Consider the following 21,232-nt stretch of genomic DNA (forward strand, 5'->3'; position numbering starts at 1 on the left):
CCGGGTCCCATCGCTCAAACCGGCGGTCACCACCGGCACGAACATCCTGCCGTGGAACCCGCGATCGACGTCCTCGCGCCCTCCGGTGAGGTGCGCGCCGTGGTCCTGGTGCTGCACGGCGGACGGCAGCACGGCTACGGCCGGGTGCACCGCCGCCGGCTCGCCTACCTGCGCATGGTCCCCTACGCCCGCGCCATCAGCCGGCGCGCCGGCGACCGGGGTGTCGCCGTGTGGCTGCTGAGGCACCGCTACCGGGGCTGGAACGCGCCGCACGAGCACCCCGTCGTGGACGCCCGGTGGGCGCTGGCCAGGATCCGCGCCGAGCACCCCGGCGTGCCGATCGTCCTGGTCGGACACTCGATGGGCGGTCGCACGGCGCTGCGCGTCGGCGGCGAGCGCGGTGTGGTCGGGGTGTGCGCGCTGGCGCCGTGGGTCGAGCCCGGCGAGCCGTACCGGCAGTTGGCCGGGCAGTTCGTGCTGATCGCGCACGGCGACCGGGAGCGGATGACCGACCCCGCGCAGTCCCTCGCGTTCGCCGTCCGGGTGAAGACCGTGTCCGACCGGGTGGCGAGGTTCGCCGTGCTGGGCGACGGTCACGCCATGCTCCGACGCGCCGCGGACTGGACCCGGCTCGTCGTGGACTTCGTGACGGGCGCGCTCGAGATCGAACCGGTGGCGCCCGACATCGCGAACGCCTTGCGTGAGCCCGCACCCGGGGGCTTGGACGTCCCATTGGGAGGAGTCGCACGTGGTGGAATCCGGTGATCGGCAACGCGTCGCGGTGATCGGCAGCGGGGTGGCCGGGTTGACCGCCGCCTACCTGCTCCAGCGCCGCTACGATGTGGTCCTGTTCGAACAGGACGACCGGCTCGGCGGGCACGCGCACACCCACGAGCTGCCGACGGCGGCCGGCACGGCCCTGGTGGACAGCGGTTTCATCGTCCACAACGAGCGCACCTACCCGAACCTGATCCGGTTGTTCGCCGAGCTCGGCGTGTCCACCCAGGACTCGGAGATGTCGATGAGCGTGCGCTGCGCGGGCTGCGGCCTCGAGTACGCGGGCGCCCGCAAGCTCGCCGGCCTGTTCGCCCGGCCGCGCAACCTGACCAGCCCCGCGTACCTGCGGATGCTGGCCGAGGTCACCCGCTTCCACCGGCACGCCCGCCGGCTGCTGGCGCTGGGCGACGACCACGACACGACGCTGGGCGCGTTCCTCGCGATCGGCGGCTACTCGCGGTACTTCGTGGACCACTTCGTGCTGCCGCTGGTGTCCGCGGTGTGGTCGTCCGGTCCCGGCGTGAGCCGGCGCTACCCGGCCCGCTACCTGTTCGAGTTCCTCGCCAACCACGGGATGCTCGCCATCGGCGGCACGCCGCGGTGGAAGACCGTCGTCGGCGGGTCCCGCGCCTACGTCGAGCGCGCGGTCAAGGGGTTGACCGCGGTGCACGTGTCCACCCCGATCCGGTCGCTGCGCCGCACCGCCGACGGCGTGGAGCTGCGCGACGACGCCGACCAGCGGCACGTCGCGGACAAGGTCGTCGTGGCCACCCACCCGGACCAGGCGCTGCGGCTGCTGGCCGACCCGACCGACGCCGAGCGCGCGGTGCTGGGCGCCTTCCGCTACTCGCGCAACGAGACCTGGCTGCACCACGACACCGGCGTGCTGCCCGCGAGCGCCGGCGCGCGGGCGTCCTGGAACGTGCTCAAGCCCGCGTGCCGGGACACCGGCGAGTCGGTGCTCGTGAGCTACTACATGAACCGGCTGATGCGGCTGTCCGAACCGCTCGACTACGTGGTCACGCTCAACGCCTCCGATCGCGTCGACCAGGGTTCGGTGATCGCGCGGATGGTGTACGAACACCCCGTGTACACGCCCGAGTCGGTGGCCGCGCAACGGCTCCTGCCGTCCCTGGACGACGCGCGCACGAGCTACGCCGGCGCCTACCACGGCTGGGGCTTCCACGAGGACGGCTGCGCCTCGGGCGTGCGGTCCGCCGGTCACTTCGGCGCCACGTGGTGAGCGCGGACCTCTACGAGGTCGAGATCGGGCACACCCGGCGCGAACGCCTCGACCGGTCCTTCAGCCACCGCTCCTACCTGTGGCTGGTGGACCTGGACGACCTGCCCCGGCTGCCGCTGCCGCTGCGGCCGTTCGCCCGGTTCGAGGCGCGCGACCACGTCGGGTCACCGGACCGGACGATCCGGGAGAACCTCGACGCCTACCTGGCGGGGCAGGGGATCGACCTGCGCGGCGGCCGGGTGCTGATGCTCGCCAACGCGCGCCTGCTCGGCCACGTGTTCAACCCGCTGTCGCTGTTCTGGTGCCACGACCCGGAGGGCAACCAGGTGTGCGTGGTCGCCGAGGTGCACAACACCTACCGGCAGCGGCACGTCTACCTGCTGCGGCCCGACGAGGGCGGTCGGGCGCGGGTGGACAAGGAGTTCTACGTGTCGCCGTTCCTGGAGGTGTCCGGGCACTACGTGATGCGGGTGCCGAAGCCGGGCGCCGAGCTGTCCGTGACGATCGCCCTGAGGCAGGGCGGGAAAACGCCCTTCAGTGCCACCATGAAAGGGCGCCGGATCCCCGCCACACCGCGGGAGCTGGCGCGCCTGCTTGTCCGACGACCGCTGGCGACCCACCGGGTGTCCGGCTTGATCCGCCGTCACGGCATCGCGTTGTGGGCAAGACGCGTGCCCGTTGTGCCGAGGAGTGGTGAATGAGCACGTTGGAGCTTCCCCGTCCGAACCAGGGGATCTGGCCCGGTTTGTCCACGCCGCCGCGGTCGCCGCTGCGGGCGCGGATCGCCGAGTCGCTGTTCCGCAACGCCGTGCGGAACCTGCCCGTCCGGGTCGAGCTGCCCGGCGGCCGGAGTTGGGGCGCGGGCGGTCCGGACGCGCCGGTGATGCGCCTGCACCGGCCGGACGCGTTCTTCCACCGGCTGGGCAAGGACGCCAAGATCGGCTTCGGCGAGGCGTACATGGTGGGCGACTGGACCACCACCGCGCTCGCCGACCTGCTGACCGCGTTCGCCGCGAAGCTGACCACGCTGATCCCGCCGCGGTTGCAGACGCTGCGCCGCTGGGTGGAGCGCCGGCACCCGGAGTCCGACTCCAACGACGTGCGCAACTCGCGGCAGAACATCCACCGGCACTACGACCTGTCCAACGACCTGTTCACGGTGTTCCTGGACGAGACCATGACCTACTCGTCGGCGTGGTTCGACGGGCACGACCCGCGCGGCGCGCTGGTCGAGGGTCAGCTGCGCAAGATCGACGGCGTGCTGGACTACGCGGGCGTGCGCTCGGGCAGCCGGGTGCTGGAGATCGGCACCGGCTGGGGCGCGCTGGCCATCCGGGCCGCGCAGCGCGGCGCCTCCGTCACCTCGCTGACGCTGTCCGCCGAGCAGAAGGCGCTGGCCGAGCAGCGGGCCCGGGACGCGGGCGTGTCCGAGCGGGTCGACGTCCACCTGCGCGACTACCGCGAGGAGACCGGCCGGTACGACGCGGTGGTCAGCGTGGAGATGATCGAGGCGGTCGGCGCCGAGTACTGGGGCGAGTACTTCGCCATGGTCGACCGGTCGCTGGTGCCGGGCGGTCGGTTCGGGCTCCAGGCGATCACCATGCCGCACGACCGGATGCTCGCGAGCGCGGCCAGCTACACCTGGATCCACAAGTACATCTTCCCGGGCGGGCTGATCCCGTCGGTGCGGTCGATCGAGGAGTCCGTGCGCGAGCACACCGGGATGCGGATCGAGGCGTCCCGCGGCTTCGGCCACGACTACGCCGAGACGCTGCGGCAGTGGCGCGAGACGTTCCTGGCGCGCTGGGACGAGGTCAAGGCGCTCGGGTTCGACGAGACGTTCCGGCGGATGTGGGAGTTCTACCTCGCCTACTCCGAAGCGGGGTTCCGGGTCGACTATCTGGGCGTACGCCAGTTCGGCATGGTGAAGTAGTCACGGACCGTGTTGGGCCATCCGGCTCCACTGCCCCCTCGGACGGGTGCTGTTCCCACCATGCGGACCCAAATAGTGGTCAGCTTTGGCGAACCGGTATCAGGAGGCGGGTTGCTCGCTCCTCCTCAGTGAACCGGGAAGGGCCGGGGGGAAGACGAGCCGTGAGGAGGTCGCCGGATGGCCCACGCATCCGTGCGGACTGAGGTCGAGGTCGACGCGTTCCACGACCGGGGGCGCTCCGATCGCCCCGACGTCCGCCTGGTGCCTGGGGAGGTCCGGGACGACGCCCCGGTCAGCCGGAGCTGGCTCGCCGAGGCCGACCTGACCGCGCTCGTCGACCGGGCGCTGCTCGGCGACCCGCGCGCCATCGAGCAGCTGCTCGTCCGGATCCAGCCGCTGGTGCTGCGCTACTGCCGGGCCCGGGTCGGCTCGCGCGAGCGCACCCTGGTCTCGGCCGAGGACATCGCGCAGGAGGTCTGCCTCGCGGTGGTGTCCGCGCTCGGCAAGTACCGGTACGAGCCGGGCTCGTTCCTCGCGTTCGTCTACGGCATCGCCGCGCACAAGGTCGCCGACGCGCGAAGACGCGCCGTGCGCAGCCGGTCCGAGGTGATGCCCGAGCTGCCCGACACGCCGACGATGGAGGACGGCCCGGAGCAGCGCGCCATGAACGGCGAGATGATCGAGCACGTCACCCACCTGCTGCGCCGGCTGCCCGAGCGGCAGCGGGAGATCCTGGTGCTGCGGGTCGCGGTGGGCCTGTCCGCCGAGGAGACCGCCGCGGCCGTCGGCTCGACGCCCGGCGCGGTCCGGGTGGCCCAGCACCGCGCGCTCGCCAGGATGCGGGAGATGTTCGCCGCCGCTGTCGACGGCTGAGGTTGCCTACGCCGTTCGGGCCGGCATTGTTGGTGGATGACCACCGCCGACGAGCCCGTGTTCGACGTGTTGCTGTCCGGCACGGTGTTCCTCGACATCATCTTCACCGGCCTGCCCCGTCCGCCCGCGCCCGGCACCGAGGTGTGGGCCGAGGGGCTCGGCTCGTGCCCCGGCGGCATCGCCAACCTCGCGGTCGCGCTGCGCAGGCTCCAGTTGCGCACCGCGCTGTCCGCCGCGTTCGGCGAGGACGCCTACGGCGACTTCTGCTGGGAGGTGCTGGCCGAGCAGGAGGGTGTCGACCTCTCCTACTGCCGCCGGTTCTACGGCTGGCACTCGCCGGTGACCGTGTCCATGGCGATGGACCGCGACCGCAGCATGGTCACCCACGGCCACCGCGCGCCGGTACCCGCCGACGAGATGCTCGACCCGCCGCCGCGCGCGCGGGCCGCGTTCGTGCACATCCAGCCGGACGAGGAGCGCTGGGTGGCCGCCGCGAAGGCCGACGGCGCGCTGCTGTTCGCCGACGTGGGCTGGGACCGGACCGGGGTGTGGGGCGCGGACCTGCTGCGCCGGCTGGACGGCTACGACGTGTTCCTGCCCAACCACGAGGAGGCCATGCGCTACACCCGGCGCGATTCGGCGCTCGGCGCGGCGCGGTGCCTGGCCGAGCGGGTGCCGGTCGTGGTGGTCACGCGGGGTGGCGGCGGCGCGGTCGCGGTGGACTCCGCCACCGGCGAGACCGCCGAGGTGCCCGGGTTGAACGTGGCGGCGCTGGACCCGACCGGCGCGGGCGACGTGTTCGGGGCCGGGTTCGTGCTCGGCACGCTCGAGGGCTGGTCGCTGGAGCACCGGCTGCGGTTCGCGAACCTGTGCGCGGCGCTGTCGGTCCAGCACTTCGGCGGCTCGCTGTCCGCACCGGGGTGGGGCGACATCGCCACGTGGTGGCGCACGGTGAGCCGGCGCGCGGACGAGGACGTGCGCGGGTACGGGTTCCTGGAGGACCTGCTGCCGCACCACGCGGGCGAAGAGGTGCGCCGGGCCAGCGCCACGATCCGGCTCCGCACACCCCGCTGACCGCCGCACGGTGATCGCCGCCACACGTTCGAGTGGACTGTGGTGTCCGGCCCAATGGGGTTTCACGACCGGTGGGAACGGGCAGGAGTAACTTCGGGACCCGTCGTCGAAGATCGCTTCCGATTTCTGCCCGTCCGCGGGCAACCCGGGGCGGTTCCCGTGCGACTTATCTATGGGGACGCGTCGTTCCCTCGGGGTGTCGGGGTCGGAAGGGGTTGTTGGTTCGGTGTTCGCCGCGCGCGCGACGAGTCTGGTCAAGTTGGTGGGGCTGTGTGTCATGGCGGGGGTGCTGGTCGCCGCCGTCGTGTTCCCGGTGGTGGGCGGGCTGGGGCTCGCGTCGAACCGGGCCGCCGACACCGTCGACCAGACCTCGGGTGAGCTGACCAAGGCGGAACTGCCGCTGGTCACCACCGTCCTGGACATGAACGGCGCGCCGATCGCGTACCTGTACGACCAATATCGGATCCCGGTGGCCTCGGAGAACATCTCCGACACCATGAAGGCCGCGATCATCGCGATCGAGGACAAGCGGTTCTTCGAGCACAAGGGCGTGGACTGGCAGGGCATCGCGCGCGCCGCGGCCAAGGCCGGTGTGGACGGTGAGACCTCGCAGGGCGCGTCGACGTTGACCCAGCAGTACGTCAAGAACTACCTGGCGTTCGTGGTGGGCAAGGGTTCCGACGACGCCTACGAGAAGGCCACCGAGGCGACCCTGGGCCGCAAGATCAGCGAGGCGCGCATCGCGACCCAGCTGGAGCAGAAGCTCACCAAGGACGAGATCCTCACCGCGTACCTGAACCTGGTGCCGTTCGGCAACGGCACCTACGGCGTCGGCGCGGCGTCCCGGGCGTACTTCGACACCACGCCGGACAAGCTGACCGTGCCGCAGGCCGCGATGCTCGCGGGTCTGGTCAACGAACCGTCGCGGCTCAACCCCGGTGCCGCGCCGGAGCCCGCGATCAAGCGCCGCAACACGGTGATCGACAAGATGAAGGAGAACGGCGCGTTCGGCGACAAGGCGGACGTGGCCGAGCAGAAGGCGACCGAGTACAAGGCGGCCGAGCTGGGCGTGGTCCCGGACGTGCACCTGCTGGCCAACGGCTGCGTGGGCGCGGGCGACGGCCCGGTGTACGGCTTCTTCTGCCGCTACCTGATCGACTACCTGGAGAAGGCCGGCCTGCCGTTCGAGGAGTTGCAGCGCGGCGGCTACACGATCAAGACGACGATGGACCCGGTCGCCACCCACGCGACCAAGGAGGCCGCCGAGTCCCAGGTGCCCAAGAACGCGCCGGGCGTCGCGAACGCCATGGCCGTGGTGGAGCCGGGTCAGGACAAGCACCGGGTGCGGGCGCTGGCCGCGAACCGCGACTTCGGCAACAACGCCGACGCCGGGCAGACCGCGTTCTCCATCCCGGCCGAGGTGACCAAGTTCGGCGCCGGGTCGATCTACAAGGTGTTCACCGCGGCGTCCGCGATGGAGCAGGGGATCACCGGCATCGACAAGACGATCGACGTGCCGAACACCTACACCTCGCGGGTGTACAAGGACGGCAGCAAGGGCTACACGGTCCGGAACTCGGGCACCTACAAGGACAAGATGTCCTTGACCGAGGCGCTGGCCACCTCGCCGAACACCGGCTTCGTGATCCTCGAGGAGAAGGCCGGGCTGAACAAGGTCGTGGACATGGCCTACCGGCTCGGGCTGCGGCAGTCGATGCAGGGCGTGAACATCGCGGGCGACGACCTGAAGGCGGACGGGTCCAACGGGCCGTCGCAGGGCGAGCAGTACAAGCAGGACAACAGCGGCTCGTTCACCCTGGGCGCCGGCCCGACGAGCATCCTGGAGCTGGCGAACGTGTCGGCGACGCTGGTCAGCGGCGGCAAGTGGTGCCCGCCGACGCCGGTCGAGTCGATCACCGACCGCAACGGCAACCCGGTGGCGATCAAGGAGGACCCCTGCGACCAGGCGGTGGCGCCGGAGTTGGCGAACACGCTGGTCAACGGGATGAGCCAGGACGTCCGGTCCGGCACGGCGGCGCAGGCGGCCAACAACGCGACCTGGACGCGGCCGATGCTCGGCAAGACCGGCACCACCGAGGACCACTGGTCGGTGGCGTTCATCGGGGCCACCCCGCAGTACGCGGGCGCGGTCATGACGTTCACCGACGGCGTGGCGCCGCAGGTGATCTGCGCGGGCAACCCGCCGAGGCTCTGCGGCACGAACGACGCGGGCGGTGTTTTCGGTGGTCAGGTGGCCGCGCCGACGTGGTTCAAGGCCATGCAGGTGATCCACGCGCCGTTGCCGGTCGCGGCCCTGCCGCCGATCGACCAGAAGTACCGGTGACCTGGGGTTTTGTAACGGTCCACAGAGGAACTGAAGGGTCTCTGAACACGTAGCGTTACGGCTCGTGGGTTATCTCACTAAGTTGCCGCACTTCGCACGGACGTGGTTGCGTTCTTTCATCACATCGGGTTACGGTCTCGGCCGCATGTCACGGTTCGGTCACCAACGGGACACGGCGTCGCTCCCCGAAAGCGGCGCCACCTGGATCCCCCGCCAGGGTCCCTCGGCCGGATTCCCCGATGCAGGAAGGCAACGACGTTGGCACGCCACACGAAGGCCCCTGGCCGAAGCACGTTCGCGGCGCCCCCGAAAGCCGCCGGACGCCGCCGCTCGCACCGAGTGGAGGGCGACAGACACCCGCTGACCGGCAAGGTCGCCGCCGCGGTCATCGCGGCGGGCGCCATCGCCACCACGGCGGGAGCGGCGCACGGGTTCAGCGGCACGCAGGGCATGCCGCTGGCCGGAGGGGCCGACCTGGCCTTCGTCGTGTCGCCGGCCTCGTCCACGCCCACCCCGACCACGTCGGCCGCCGTCGAGACCGTCCACGACGTCTCCCCGGGTCTCGAAGCGGCCAAGCTGATGCGGTCCGAGGGCCTCATCGCCCGGCAGCACGTGGACGAGGCGTTGCAGCACGCGGCGACCGGGTACACCGACCGCCAGGCCGAGTTGCAGAAGCAGAAGGACGCGGAGGAGGCCGAGAAGGCCCGCGTCGCGGCCGAGGAGGCCGCCAAGGCGCCGAAGGCCGTCGTGCCCGCCGTGGGCATTTTCACCTCCGGCTTCGGCGGCCGCTGGGGCACCACGCACTACGGCGTGGACATCGCCAACGCCATCGGCACCCCGATCGTCTCCGTCATGGAGGGCACGATCGTGGAGGCGGGCCCGGCCTCCGGGTTCGGCCTGTGGGTCCGCGTGCAGCACGCCGACGGCACGATCACCGTCTACGGGCACATGAACGAGATCCTGGTGACCCAGGGTCAGCACGTCGCGGCGGGCCAGCAGATCGCGACCATCGGCAACCGCGGCCAGTCCACCGGGCCGCACCTGCACTTCGAGGTGTGGATCGGCGGCTCGCAGAAGATCGACCCGCTGCCCTGGCTCGCCGAGCGCGGCATCAACCTCTGACCCACGGGTACCCACTCGCCGGCTCGCCCAACCCCGCCGTGTCCCGCCGACTGGCATACTGACCGGTCGGTAACCCTTGGTGGCGGGAGGCGTTGTGGGGCGTTGGGGTGTGACGGTGCCGCTGACCGGCGTTCCGGTGGTCGAGCACCGGGACCTGGTCGCCGAGCTGACCGATCTCGGCTACACGGACGTCTGGTCGTCCGAGACGAACGGGACCGACGCGTTCACGCCGTTGGCGCTGGCCGCCCAGTGGTCGCCCGGGATCAGGCTCGGCACCGCCATCGCGCCCGTGTACACGCGGGGACCGGCGCTGCTCGCGCAGAGCGCCGCGACGCTGGCCGAGGTGTCCGGCGGCCGGTTCGTGCTCGGCGTCGGCACGTCGTCGCCCGCGATCGTGGCGAACTGGAACGGCGTCGCGTTCGAGGAGCCGTTCCGGCGGACGCGGGATGTGCTGCGGTTCCTGAAAGCCGCGTTGGCGGGGGAGAAGGTCACCGCCGACTACGACACGTTCTCGGTGCGCGGGTTCCGGCTCGAGCGACCGCCCGCCGAGCGGGTGCCGATCATGCTCGCCGCGCTGCGGCCCGGGATGCTGCGGCTGGCCGCGCGCGAGGCCGACGGCGCGATCACCAACTGGCTCGGCGCGGACGACGTGCCTGCCGTGCGGGCCGAACTCGGGGACGCCGAGTTGGCCGCACGGATCTTCGTGTGTCCGACCCGGGACGCTTCGGCGGCCCGCGCCCTCGGCCGGGTGTTGATCTCCACCTACCTGACCGTGCCCGCGTACGCGGCGTTCCACGAGTGGCTGGGTCGCGGCGAGGCGCTGCGACCGATGTGGGACGCGTGGGCGGCCGGCGACCGGCGTGGCGCGGGCGCGCTGCTGCCCGACTCCGTGGTGGACGAGCTGGTCGTGCACGGCTCGGTCGGCGCGTGCCGGGAACAGCTCGCCCGCTACGTCGACGCCGGTGTCGACACGCCGATCATCGCCGTGCTGCCGACCGGCGAACCGCAGGTCGACCTGGTCCGGAAGCTGGCGCCCGGGCGGTAGTCAGGCCTTGGGCGTCCGCTCGCGCAGCGCGACCAGGGCCTTGTCGGCGTGCGTGTTCATCGAGAACTCGCTCTTCACCACGTCGATCACGGTGCGGTCGGTGTCGATCACGAAGGTGTGCCGCTTCACCGGCAGCGGGCCGAACCGGCGCTTCACGCCGAACTGCTCGGCGACCTCGCCCGACCCGTCGGACAGCAGGGGGTAGTCGAAGTCGTTCAGCGTGGCGAACTGCTTCTGCCTGGAAACCGAGTCGGTGCTGATGCCGACCCGCTGCGCGCCCGCCTCGGCGAACTCCCGGCGCAGGTCGCGGAAGTGGCAGCTCTCGGCCGTGCAGCCGCCGGTCATCGCGGCCGGGTAGAAGAACAGCACCACCGGGCCGTCCGCGAGCAGCGCGCTCAGCGTGCGCTCCACCCCGTCCTGGTCGGGCAGGGTGAAGTCCGGTGCCTGGTCGCCAGCCCTCATGGTCGTCCCTCCGGTTCCGCCGTGTCGTCGACACGTGTCGGACGGTGTTCGGTTCGGGGCCACCGTACGGTTCTCGCTAGGCTCGTACCAGGCCGGGAGGTGTGGGTTGACCAGCATGTCCGACGTGGCGCGGGCCGCCGGTGTGTCCGCCGCCACGGTGTCGCGCGCGCTGCGCGGCGAGCCCGGCGTGTCCGAGGCGACCCGGCGGTACGTCACCGAGGTCGCGAAGCGGATGCGGTACGCGATCGCCCGGGACGCCTCCAGCCTCGCGGGCGGGAGGCGGTACGCGGTCGCGGTGCTCGCCGCCGACGTCGGGCGGGGCGACCTGCTCGCGGGCGCCGAGGGCGCGCTGCGCGGCGCCGGGTACGACGTGCTGCTGTACGTGCTGCGCGACGCGGACGCGCGGGCCCGGTTCTTCGAGGAGTTGCCGCTGGGTCGGCGGGTGGACGGCGTGCTCGCGCTCGCGCCCGACCTGGCGGACGCCGAGGTGGCCGCCCTCGCGAGCCTGGAGGTGCCGGTGGCGCGGGTGCGCGAGGACGACCTGCGCGCGTCGGTGCGGACGGCCGTCGACCACCTCGTCGGGCTCGGGCACCGGGACGTCGCGCTCGTGCTGGCCGACGACGAGTCCTACGACGACGTGCTGGTCGCCGCGGGGCTCGAGGTCCGTCCGGAGTGGACCGTGTGGTCCTCGCCGACGGTCGCGGGCGGCGAGCAGGCGGTGGACGCGCTGTTGGACGGCGAACGGCCGCCGACCGCGGTCGTGGCGGTGGGCGGCGAGGTCGCGCTGGGGTTGCTGCTGCGGTTGCGCCGGGACGGCCGGGAGGTGCCGCGCGACGTGTCGCTGGTCGCGCTGGACGGCGGCGACCTGGTCCGCGCGGTGGGGGTCACGGCGGTCGAGGTCGCGTGGCGGGAACGCGGCGAGCACGCGGTGTCGGCCCTGCTGGCCGGGTTGCGCGGCGAGGAGGCGGAGTCCGAACCACCCGCGCCGCGCCTCGTCGTGCGGGACTCGACCGGTCCGGTCGGCTGAGCGGGCTCGCGCCGGGTCCCGAGCGGCCGGCGGGTGTCGGCCCGGTCCGGTTGCTGGCGTGCCGGCTCTGGCGGTGGCGGTGTGCCGCGGTGTCACGGTTCGTGGGTGTCGGCCGGTCCGGTGGTGGCTCGCCGGTGTCGGTTCGCGGGTTCGCCGCCCCCGGGGTCGGTGGCGTGCCGGGTCCGGTCGGGCGGGTGGACGGCTGTTCCGGCCGGGGGCCGGTCGGGTCGGTGGCGGGTGGTTCGCGCGGTGTTCCGTCCCGTGGTGCGGAACGTCACGGGACCGGTTGTTTGAGCGGCGGCCGACCGGGTCATCAAGTGGCGGTGAACCTCCTGCAACCTTCGGGTGACCACCGCGGGCTCCCCTTGGTCCGGCATGTCGACTGAGACGAAGCTGTCCCACGTGGACGACGATCTAGCCGCTTTGGCCGCCCTGCACGGAGTGGCCACCCACTACGAGGACGCCGGCCGGCGGCGTGTCGAGGTCGACGCGGACGTGGTGATCGCGATCCTCGCCGAACTCGACGTGGACGCCGCGACCCCGGAGGCCGTCCGCCGCGCGCTCGCCGACCCGGCCGTGCCCACCCGGCCGCTGGTGGTGCGCGAGGGGGAGGTGCCGGACTTCGCGGGCACCGTCCTGCTGGAGCACGGCGGCGAGGTCGAGCTGCCCGCCCACCTGCCGCTGGGCTACCACCGGCTGCGCGCACCGGACGGCGGCGCGGGCTACCGCGGCCGGCTGGTGATCGTCGCGCCGCGCGCGATCCCGCCGGTGCCGCGGGCCTGGGGCTGGATGGTGCAGCTGTACGCGATGCGGTCGCGCGAGTCGTGGGGGATGGGCGATTTCGGCGACCTCGGCACGCTCGCCCGGCGCAGCGCGGGCGAGTTGGGCGCGGGGGTGCTGCTGGTGAACCCGGTGCAGGCGATCAGCCCGACGCACCCGGTCGAGCGGTCGCCGTACTCGCCGTCGAGCAGGCGCTTCGCCAACCCGCTCTACCTGCGGATCACCGACGTGCCGGCGTTCACCGCGGCGGACGCCGCGACCCGGGCCCGGGTGCTCGCGCTCGCGCCGCCGGCCGACACCGAGCTGATCGACTACGACGCGGTGTGGACGGCGAAGAAAGCCGCGCTGGAACTGCTGTGGGCGGTGACCGAGGACCGGCCGCGGCCCGAGGGCGAGCTGCTCGGGTTCGCCCGGTTCTGCGCGCTGGCCGAGGTGCACGGTCCGGACTGGCGGACCTGGCCCGAGGTCGAGCGCGACCCGGCGACCGCGAGCGCCGACCCCGACCGGGTCGCGTTCCACGCCTGGTTGCAGGAGTTGTGCGAGCGGCAGCTGGCGGACGCGCGGATCTCGGCGCGGGAGGCCGGGTTGACCGTCGGCATCGTGCACGACCTGCCCGTCGGGGTGCACCCCGGTGGCGCGGACACCTGGGCGGTGCGGGACGCGTTCGCCGCGGACGTCCGGGTCGGCGCGCCGCCGGACGCGTTCAGCCAACTGGGGCAGGACTGGAACCTGCCGCCGTGGCGGCCGGACCGGTTGGCGAGCCAGGACTACGAGCCGTTCCGGGCGGTGCTGCGCGGTGTCCTCAAGCACGCCGACGGCATCCGCATCGACCACGTCGCCGCGCTGTGGCGGTTGTGGTGGATCCCGCCGGGCCGGCCCGCGACGCGCGGCACGTACGTCCACTACGACGCGGACGCGATGCTCGCCGTGCTGACGCTGGAGGCGCACCGGGCGGGCGCGGTGGTGGTGGGCGAGGACCTCGGCACGGTCGAGAAGAAGGTGACCGAGGGGCTGCACGAGCACGGCATGCTCAGCTCGGCGGTGCTCTGGTTCCAGCGCGAGTACGACCGGCCGGGTCACCCGCTGGTGCGGCCGGAGGAGTGGACTCGGCTCGCCATGGCGAGCATCTCCACGCACGACCTGCCGACCGTGGCCGGTTTCCTGTCGGGTGAACACGTTCGGGTGCGAGCCGACCTGGGTTTGTTTGAGGGTGACGTCGACCGGGAACTCGAAGCCGCCGCCGTCGAACGCGGTGAACTCGAAGCACTGATCGCGCAGGAGGGTGTCCCCGCCGATGACCTCGTCACCGCTTTCCACGCGCTGCTAGCGCGGGCTCCGTCGTTGTTGCTGCTCACGTCCCCTCAGGACGCGCTGGGCGACCTCCGCCAGCCGAACCTGCCGGGCACCGTGGACCAGTACCCGAACTGGCGGATCCCGTTGTCCGCGCCCCTGGAGGAGCTGTTCACCGCCACCCGGGTGAGGGACATCGCGAAGGCGTTCTCGGAGGGTCGTGGGCGATGAGCGGCGGAGCAGGCGTCACCGCGGGCCGCGGCCGTGCGGAGTATCGTCTGACAGTCACCCGCGCCATGGTTGGAGGTGGCATTCTCCCGTGAACACCGAACTGGTCTCGCGTGCCGAGATGGTGCCCGAGCAGGTCGTACCCGCGAGCACCGACCCCGCCGACGCGCTGGCGATCGCCGTCGACCGGGCGCTCGCCACCGTCGGACCGGCCGACGCCGACGCGTCGGCGAGTCTGCACGCGGCCGAGGACACCCTCCTCGACGCGTTGCGCCGCACCGATCCCGGCTCCGACGACGCGCTCGCCCAAGCCGTGGCGTGCGCCGAGGCGGCGGCCGAGCACCTGAGGTACGGCGAACTCCAGGAGGCGAGGCTGCTGCTGGTCGCCTCGCGCGGCCGGCTCGTCGGGTCGCACTCCCGGAGATCGTGAACTAAAAGGGTGTCGAAAACCAAGGACTGCTTCTAAGGAGCACTGTGCGGCCCTGGCCAGGAACGCCCTACCCGCTCGGCGCCACCTACGACGGCGTCGGCACCAATTTCGCCCTGTTCTCCGAGGTCGCCGAGTTCGTCGAGCTGTGCCTGTTCGACGACGACGGGACCGAGAAGCGCGTGCGGCTGCCCGAGGTGGACGGTTTCGTGCACCACGGGTACCTGCTCGGCATCGGACCCGGTCAGAAGTACGGCTACCGCGTGCACGGTCCGCACGCGCCGGAGCACGGTTTCCGCTGCAACCCGAACAAGTTGCTGATCGACCCGTACGCCAAGGCGATCACCGGCGAGGTCGACTGGGACGAGTCGCTGTTCGGCTACCCGTTCGGCGACCCCGACGGCCGCAACGACCAGGACTCGGCGGGGCACGTGCCGCTGTCGCTGGTGGTCAGCCCGTTCTTCGACTGGGCCAACGACCGGCAGCCGCGCACCCCGTACAACGAGTCGGTGATCTACGAGACCCACGTGCGCGGGCTCACGATGCTGCACCCCGAGGTGCCGGACAAGCTGCGCGGCACCTACGCGGGCCTCGCGCACCCGGCGGTCATCGACCACTTCAAGGCGCTCGGCGTGACGGCTATCGAGCTGATGCCCGTGCACCAGTTCGTCACCGACCACGGGTTGCAGGAGAAGGGGCTGCGCAACTACTGGGGTTACAACACGGTCGGGTTCTTCGCGCCGCACGAGGGTTACGCCGCGTTGCCGGAGCAGGCCAACCAGGTGCAGGAGTTCAAGGGCATGGTCCGCGCCCTGCACGAGGCGAACATCGAGGTGATCCTCGACGTGGTCTACAACCACACCGCCGAGGGCAACCACCTCGGGCCGACGTTGTCCATGCGGGGCATCGACAACCAGGCGTACTACCGGCTGGTCGAGGACGACGCCAAGCACTACATGGACTACACGGGCACCGGGAACTCGCTGAACGTGCGCAGCCCGCACACCCTTCAGCTGATCATGGACTCGTTGCGCTACTGGGTGACGGAGATGCGCGTCGACGGGTTCCGGTTCGACCTGGCCGCGACGCTGGCCCGCGAGTTCTACGACGTGGACCGGCTGTCCACGTTCTTCGACCTGGTGCAGCAGGACCCGGTGGTGAGCCAGGTGAAGCTGATCGCCGAGCCGTGGGACGTCGGGCCCGGCGGTTACCAGGTCGGCAACTTCCCGCCGCTGTGGACCGAGTGGAACGGCAAGTACCGGGACACCGTGCGCGACTTCTGGCGCGGCGAGCCCGCGACGCTGGGCGAGTTCGCCTCGCGCATCACCGGGTCGTCGGACCTGTACCAGAACGACGGCCGGCGGCCGTTCGCGTCGGTCAACTTCGTCACCGCGCACGACGGGTTCACGCTCAACGACCTGGTGTCCTACAACGACAAGCACAACCAGGCCAACGGCGAGGACGGCCGGGACGGCGCGGACGACAACCGGTCGTGGAACTGCGGTGTCGAGGGTCCGACCGACGACCCCGAGGTCAACGCGCTGCGCGCCCGTCAGCAGCGCAACCTGCTGGCCACGCTGCTGCTCTCGCAGGGCGTGCCGATGCTGCTGCACGGCGACGAGCTCGGCCGCACCCAGCAGGGCAACAACAACGCCTACTGCCAGGACACCGAGCTGTCCTGGGTGGACTGGTCGCTCGCGGAGAAGAACCACGACCTGATGGCGTTCACCGGCGCGCTGACCGCGTTCCGGGCCAAGCACCCGGTGCTGCGCCGGCGGCGGTTCTTCCAGGGCAAGCCGATCCGCAAGGGCGACGAGCTGCGCGACATCGCGTGGTTCACCCCGTCGGGCGAGGAGATGACCGAGCAGAACTGGGGCGACGGCTTCGGGCGCTGCGTGGTCGTGTTCCTCAACGGCGAGGGCATCCCGGACCTGGACCAGCGGGGCATGCGGGTGCTGGACGACTCGTTCCTGGTGGCGTTCAACGCGCACCACGAGGACATCGAGGTCACGCTGCCCGAACCCGACTACGGTCCGCAGTGGACGGTCGTCATCGACACCGTGACGGGCGAGGTCAAGGCGCCCGAACTGGGCGAGCCGATCGCGGCCGGTGGCACCATCACGCTGTGCGCGCGGTCGTTGGTCGTGCTCCAGCGGACGGGTGTCGAGTGACCGCCCCGGCCTCGACCTACCGGATCCAGTTCACCCCCACGTTCACCTTCGCCGACGCCGAGGCGCTGGTGGACTACCTGGACGCGCTGGGCGTCGGCGCGCTGTACGCGTCGCCGCTGCTGGAGGCGGTGCCGGGGTCCACGCACGGGTACGACGTGGTGGACCCGGCGAAGGCGCGCGAGGAGTTCGGCGGCGAGGCGGGTCGGGTCGCGCTGGCCAAGGCGGTGCGGCAGGCCGGGCTCGGCTTCGTGGTGGACATCGTGCCCAACCACATGGCCGTCGACGCGGTGACGCCCAACCGGTGGTGGACCGACGTGCTCGAACACGGTCAGGAGTCGCGGTACGCCCAGTACTTCGACATCGACTGGTCGGCGGGCGCGCTGCTGCTGCCGTTCGCGGGTGACCCGTCGGGCGAGCAGGACCACGGGCACTACCGGCTGATCGACTGGCGGCGCGGCAACGCGGAGCTGAACTACCGGCGGTTCTTCGACATCACCACGCTGGCCGCGGTGCGCGTCGAGGACCCCGAGGTGTTCGACGCCACCCACGACGAGGTGCTGCGGTGGGTGCGCGAGGGCGAGGTCACCGGCCTGCGGGTGGACCACCCGGACGGGCTGGCCGATCCCGGCGGGTACGCGCGGCGGCTCGCCGAGCGGTCCGGCGCGTGGGTCGTGGTGGAGAAGATCCTCGGCCCGGACGAGCGGCTGCCCGCGAGCTGGCCGGTGGCCGGCACCACCGGGTACGACGCGCTGCGCGAGGTGTGCGGGCTGTTCGTGGACCCGGCGGGCGAAGCCGGGTTCACCGCGCTGGCCGAGGAGTTCGGCGTGCCGACGGACTTCGCGGCGGTCGAGCACGAGGCGCGCGAGCTGGTGGCGCGGACGATCCTGCGCGCCGAGGTGCGGCGGATCGCGGCGCTGGTGGACCACCCGGACGCGGACGCCGCGCGGGACGCGGTCGCCGAGGTGATGGTGCGGTTCCCGGTGTACCGGTCGTACCTGCCCGAGGGCGAGGACGCGTGGGCGGCGGCGGTCGCGGCGACGTCGGGTGGCCCCGCGGTGCGGGCGCTGGACGAGCAGGTGCGCGCCGACCCGGGCGGTGAGCTCGCGACCCGGATCCAGCAGACCTCCGGCATGGTCGTGGCGAAGGGCACCGAGGACACCGCGTTCTACCGGTACACCCGGTTCGTGGCGCTCAACGAGGTCGGCGGCGCGCCGGACCGGTTCGGGATGGGCGCCGAGGAGTTCCACCGCCGGGCGGCCGAGCGGGAGGCCGGGTCGCCGGTCGCGATGACCGCGCTGTCCACGCACGACACCAAGCGGTCCGAGGACGTGCGGGCACGGCTCGCGGTGCTCTCCGAGGTGCCCGGCGAGTTCGCCGACGCGGTGCGCCGGTGGAGCGCGGAGCACCCGATCGACGAGCCGGCGCTGAACCTGCTGGCGTGGCAGTCGCTGGTGGGCGCGTGGCCGATCACCGCCGACCGGATGGCCGCGTACCTGGACAAGGCGGCCAAGGAGTCCAAGATCAGGACCACCTGGGTCGACCACGACGAGGAGTTCGAGGCGGCCGTCGCGGCGTGGCCGGCGCAGGTGCTCGACGGTCCGGTCGCGGGCGAGGTGGCCGCGTTCGTGGACCGGGTCGTGGCGCACGGCTGGTCCAACGCGCTGGGGCAGAAGCTGGTGCAGCTGACCGCGCCCGGCGTGCCGGACGTCTACCAGGGCACCGAGCTGTGGGACCTGTCGTTGGTCGACCCGGACAACCGGCGGCCGGTGGACTACGCGGTGCGCCGGTCGCTGCTGGCCCGGCTGGACGAGGGCTGGCTGCCGCCGGTGGACGACTCGGGCGCGGCCAAGCTGCTGGTGGTGCGCACGGCGTTGCGGCTGCGCCGGGAGCGGCCCGAGCTGTTCCGGGGTTACCGGCCGCTGCCCGCGTCCGGTCCGGCCGCGGGGCACGTGGTGGCGTTCGAGCGGTCCGGTCTGGTGGCCGTGGCGACGCGGCTGCCGGTGGGTCTGGCGGAGGAGGGCGGCTGGCGGGACACCGTGCTGCCGCTGCCGCCCGGCGAGTGGACCGACGCGCTGACCCGGCGGCCCGCGGCGGCGGACCTGGCTTCGTTGCTGGACACCTACCCGGTGGCCCTGCTGGTGCGAGGAGAACGGTGAGCTTCTCGGTGTGGGCGCCCGCGCGCGACGGCGTGCTGGTGCGGGTCGACGGCGTGGACCACGAGATGACCGCCGGCGCCGACGGCTGGTGGCACGCGGACGTCGTCGGCACGGACTACGCGTTCGTGCTCGACGGCGACGCGCTGCCCGACCCGCGCTCGCGGTGGCAGCCGGACGGGGTGCACGGGCCGTCCCGGGTGTACGACCACGCGGCGTTCGGCTGGACCGACGCCGGCTGGACCGGGCGCGCGCTGCCCGGCGCGGTGCTCTACGAGTTGCACATCGGCACGTTCACCCCGGAGGGCACGTTCGACGGCGCGATCGGGCGGCTGGACCACCTGGTGGCGCTCGGCGTCACGCACGTCGAGGTGCTGCCGGTGAACGCGTTCGACGGCACCGCCGGCTGGGGTTACGACGGGGTGCTGTGGGGCGCGGTGCACGAGCCGTACGGCGGTCCGGACGGGTTCAAGCGGTTCGTGGACGCGGCGCACGCGCGCGGGTTGGCCGTGCTGCTGGACGTGGTCTACAACCACCTCGGCCCCTCGGGCGCGTACCTCGACCGGTTCGGGCCGTACTTCGCGGGCCGCAACGACTGGGGTCCCGGGCTCAACCTGGACGGTCCGGACTCCGACGAGGTGCGCCGGTACGTCGTGGACAACGCGCTGTCGTGGTTGCGGGACTTCCACGTGGACGGACTGCGGCTGGACGCCGTGCACGCGCTGGTGGACCGGGGCGCGACGCACGTGCTGGAGCAACTGGCGGTGGAGGTCGACGCGCTGTCGGCCGGCGTCGGCAGGCCGTTGACGCTGATCGCCGAGTCCGACCTGAACGACGCGAGGCTGGTGACCGCGCGCGAGGCCGGCGGGTACGCGTTGCACGCGCAGTGGGACGACGACCTGCACCACGCGCTGCACGTGGCGCTGACGGGGGAGACCTCGGGCTACTACCCGGACTTCGTCGGCGCGCTGCCGCGGACGTTGCGCGAGGTGTTCTTCCACGCGGGCACCTGGTCGTCGTTCCGCGGCCGCCGGCACGGCCGTCCGGTCGACACCCGGCGGCTGCCCGGGTACCGGTTCCTGGCCTATCTCCAGAACCACGACCAGATCGGCAACCGCGCCACCGGCGACCGGTTGTCGGCCACGATCTCGCCCGCTCGGCAACTGGTGGGCGCGGCGATCGTGCTGACGTCGCCGTACACGCCGATGCTGTTCATGGGCGAGGAGTGGGCCGCGGGCACGCCGTGGCAGTTCTTCGCGTCCTTCCCGGACCCGGAGTTGGCCGAGGCGGTGCGGACGGGGCGGCGGCGGGAGTTCGGCCGGCACGGGTGGGACGAGCAGGACGTGCCGGACCCGATGGACCCGGAGACCGCGCGCCGGTCGACGCTGCGGTGGGCCGAGCTGGAGGAGCCCGCGCACCGCGCGGTGCTGGAGACCTACCGGGCGCTGATCGCGCTGCGCCGGTCGCGGCCGGAACTCGCCGACCCTCGGGTCGACGCCTACGAGGTCCGCCTGGACGGTGACGTGCTGGTGGCGCACCGGGGCGGACTGGTGGTGCTCGCGAATCTCGGTGGTGACGCGGAGGTCGGGCTCTCTGCTGAACCCGACGAGGCGCTGCTCGCGTCTGGTGGTGTCGTGATCGTCGGTCAGGCGGTCCGCCTGCCCGCCGAGTCGTTCGCGGTCGTTCAGCTGTCGGTCAGCCAGCCGACCTCGGTCAGGCGCTCGGCGAGCAGTTGACCCGCGAGGGTCACCTGGTCCGCCAGGCGTCTTCGTTCTTCGGTCGTGCCCACCGTCTCCTGCGCGGCGTCGTAGGCCGCGACCAGCAGGCGCGCGGCGTGGACGACGTCCACCCCGGGCCAGTCGGGCGCGGTCGGGTTTCCGTTGGGCTCGGTGGAGAAGTGGACCGCGCGCACAGCCTGGCGCGGTCCCAGTTCAGCCGACAGGTCGATCACCTTGACGGCGATCGTGTGCAGCTTCACGTTGTGGTGCTGCGACATGCGCACCAGCAGTTGGAAACCCTCCTGCGGTGAACACCCCTGCACGGCCGCGATCAGGCCCGTCGCCTGACCGATCACGGTGCGGGTCTGCACGGCGTTGCGCAGTCCCATCACCTCGGCCTCAAGGCTGGCGATACGCGCGGTCAGCGAATCGTCCAGGCCGTCATCCCCGACCACGGTCGGGCTCCCTTCGCACGTCGTTACCGGTCCGCCAGGCCAGCAGTGCGAGAGACGAGGACGCGCGGGACCAGCATCCGGCAAGCCCTCAGCTCTCGCTGACCCTGGTG

Annotated in this window: 17 protein-coding genes; 15 read left to right on the plus strand and 2 right to left on the minus strand. The window is 72.2% G+C overall.

What is annotated here, in order from left to right:
* Positions 1 to 51: 51 nt before the first annotated feature.
* From AB0G50_RS27710 to AB0G50_RS27750, 9 genes are all read left to right on the plus strand, one after another.
* Positions 52 to 765 carry an alpha/beta fold hydrolase gene (locus AB0G50_RS27710; RefSeq protein ID WP_360113815.1) on the plus strand — a complete coding sequence of 238 codons (714 nt, stop codon included), beginning with the start codon at positions 52 to 54 and terminating at the stop codon, positions 763 to 765.
* The gene (locus AB0G50_RS27715; protein ID WP_360113818.1) at positions 749 to 2,020 is read left to right on the plus strand and encodes an FAD-dependent oxidoreductase; all 1,272 of its coding nucleotides are present in this window, start codon (positions 749 to 751) and stop codon (positions 2,018 to 2,020) included. The genes AB0G50_RS27710 and AB0G50_RS27715 overlap by 17 nt, the downstream gene beginning before the upstream one ends.
* Positions 2,014 to 2,721 carry a DUF1365 domain-containing protein gene (locus AB0G50_RS27720; protein WP_360113821.1) on the plus strand — a complete coding sequence of 236 codons (708 nt, stop codon included), beginning with the start codon at positions 2,014 to 2,016 and terminating at the stop codon, positions 2,719 to 2,721. Before AB0G50_RS27715 ends, AB0G50_RS27720 begins: the two co-directional genes overlap by 7 nt.
* On the plus strand, positions 2,718 to 3,953 hold the full coding sequence (locus tag AB0G50_RS27725) for a cyclopropane-fatty-acyl-phospholipid synthase family protein (protein ID WP_360113823.1): 1,236 nt from the start codon (positions 2,718 to 2,720) through the stop codon (positions 3,951 to 3,953). Before AB0G50_RS27720 ends, AB0G50_RS27725 begins: the two co-directional genes overlap by 4 nt.
* A gap of 177 nt (positions 3,954 to 4,130) precedes the next feature.
* Positions 4,131 to 4,826: an RNA polymerase sigma factor ShbA gene (shbA, locus tag AB0G50_RS27730; protein ID WP_360113826.1), complete on the plus strand. Its 696-nt coding sequence runs from the start codon at positions 4,131 to 4,133 to the stop codon at positions 4,824 to 4,826.
* A gap of 36 nt (positions 4,827 to 4,862) precedes the next feature.
* Positions 4,863 to 5,900 (plus strand): PfkB family carbohydrate kinase, encoded by a 1,038-nt coding sequence (locus AB0G50_RS27735; protein ID WP_360113829.1) that lies wholly within the window; start codon positions 4,863 to 4,865, stop codon positions 5,898 to 5,900.
* Positions 5,901 to 6,177: 277 nt separating this feature from the next.
* Complete coding sequence (locus AB0G50_RS27740; protein ID WP_360113832.1) at positions 6,178 to 8,244, plus strand: transglycosylase domain-containing protein; 2,067 nt, start codon at positions 6,178 to 6,180, stop codon at positions 8,242 to 8,244.
* Between the two features lie 339 nt (positions 8,245 to 8,583).
* Complete coding sequence (locus AB0G50_RS27745; protein WP_360113835.1) at positions 8,584 to 9,366, plus strand: M23 family metallopeptidase; 783 nt, start codon at positions 8,584 to 8,586, stop codon at positions 9,364 to 9,366.
* 94 nt (positions 9,367 to 9,460) lie between these two features.
* Positions 9,461 to 10,411, plus strand: a complete 951-nt coding sequence (locus AB0G50_RS27750; protein WP_360113838.1) for an LLM class F420-dependent oxidoreductase — start codon at positions 9,461 to 9,463, stop codon at positions 10,409 to 10,411.
* Here AB0G50_RS27750 and AB0G50_RS27755 read toward each other — a convergent pair whose 3' ends face one another.
* Complete coding sequence (locus AB0G50_RS27755) at positions 10,412 to 10,873, minus strand: peroxiredoxin (protein WP_360113841.1); 462 nt, start codon at positions 10,871 to 10,873, stop codon at positions 10,412 to 10,414. It abuts the gene before it with no gap.
* A gap of 115 nt (positions 10,874 to 10,988) precedes the next feature.
* Between AB0G50_RS27755 and AB0G50_RS27760 the strand changes: the two genes are divergently transcribed.
* From AB0G50_RS27760 to treZ, 6 genes are all read left to right on the plus strand, one after another.
* Positions 10,989 to 11,900, plus strand: a complete 912-nt coding sequence (locus AB0G50_RS27760) for a LacI family DNA-binding transcriptional regulator (protein WP_360113938.1) — start codon at positions 10,989 to 10,991, stop codon at positions 11,898 to 11,900.
* A 375-nt stretch (positions 11,901 to 12,275) separates the two neighbouring features.
* Positions 12,276 to 14,201 carry a 4-alpha-glucanotransferase gene (gene malQ, locus AB0G50_RS27765; protein WP_360113844.1) on the plus strand — a complete coding sequence of 642 codons (1,926 nt, stop codon included), beginning with the start codon at positions 12,276 to 12,278 and terminating at the stop codon, positions 14,199 to 14,201.
* Between the two features lie 88 nt (positions 14,202 to 14,289).
* Entirely contained in the window at positions 14,290 to 14,628 is a 339-nt protein-coding gene (locus tag AB0G50_RS27770) for a hypothetical protein (protein ID WP_360113847.1), read from the plus strand.
* 44 nt (positions 14,629 to 14,672) lie between these two features.
* Complete coding sequence (gene glgX / locus AB0G50_RS27775; protein WP_360113850.1) at positions 14,673 to 16,796, plus strand: glycogen debranching protein GlgX; 2,124 nt, start codon at positions 14,673 to 14,675, stop codon at positions 16,794 to 16,796.
* On the plus strand, positions 16,793 to 18,952 hold the full coding sequence (gene treY, locus AB0G50_RS27780) for a malto-oligosyltrehalose synthase (RefSeq protein WP_360113853.1): 2,160 nt from the start codon (positions 16,793 to 16,795) through the stop codon (positions 18,950 to 18,952). Before glgX ends, treY begins: the two co-directional genes overlap by 4 nt.
* Positions 18,949 to 20,685 carry a malto-oligosyltrehalose trehalohydrolase gene (treZ, locus tag AB0G50_RS27785; RefSeq protein ID WP_360113855.1) on the plus strand — a complete coding sequence of 579 codons (1,737 nt, stop codon included), beginning with the start codon at positions 18,949 to 18,951 and terminating at the stop codon, positions 20,683 to 20,685. The genes treY and treZ overlap by 4 nt, the downstream gene beginning before the upstream one ends.
* Here the strand turns inward: treZ and AB0G50_RS27790 are convergent.
* Positions 20,634 to 21,122, minus strand: coding sequence for an ANTAR domain-containing protein (locus AB0G50_RS27790; RefSeq protein ID WP_360113858.1), 489 nt, complete (start codon positions 21,120 to 21,122; stop codon positions 20,634 to 20,636). The genes treZ and AB0G50_RS27790 overlap by 52 nt on opposite strands.
* Positions 21,123 to 21,232 lie beyond the last annotated feature (110 nt).

It is taken from the genome of Actinosynnema sp. NPDC020468 (assembly GCF_040642015.1).
Taxonomy (GTDB): Bacteria; Actinomycetota; Actinomycetes; order Mycobacteriales; family Pseudonocardiaceae; genus Actinosynnema.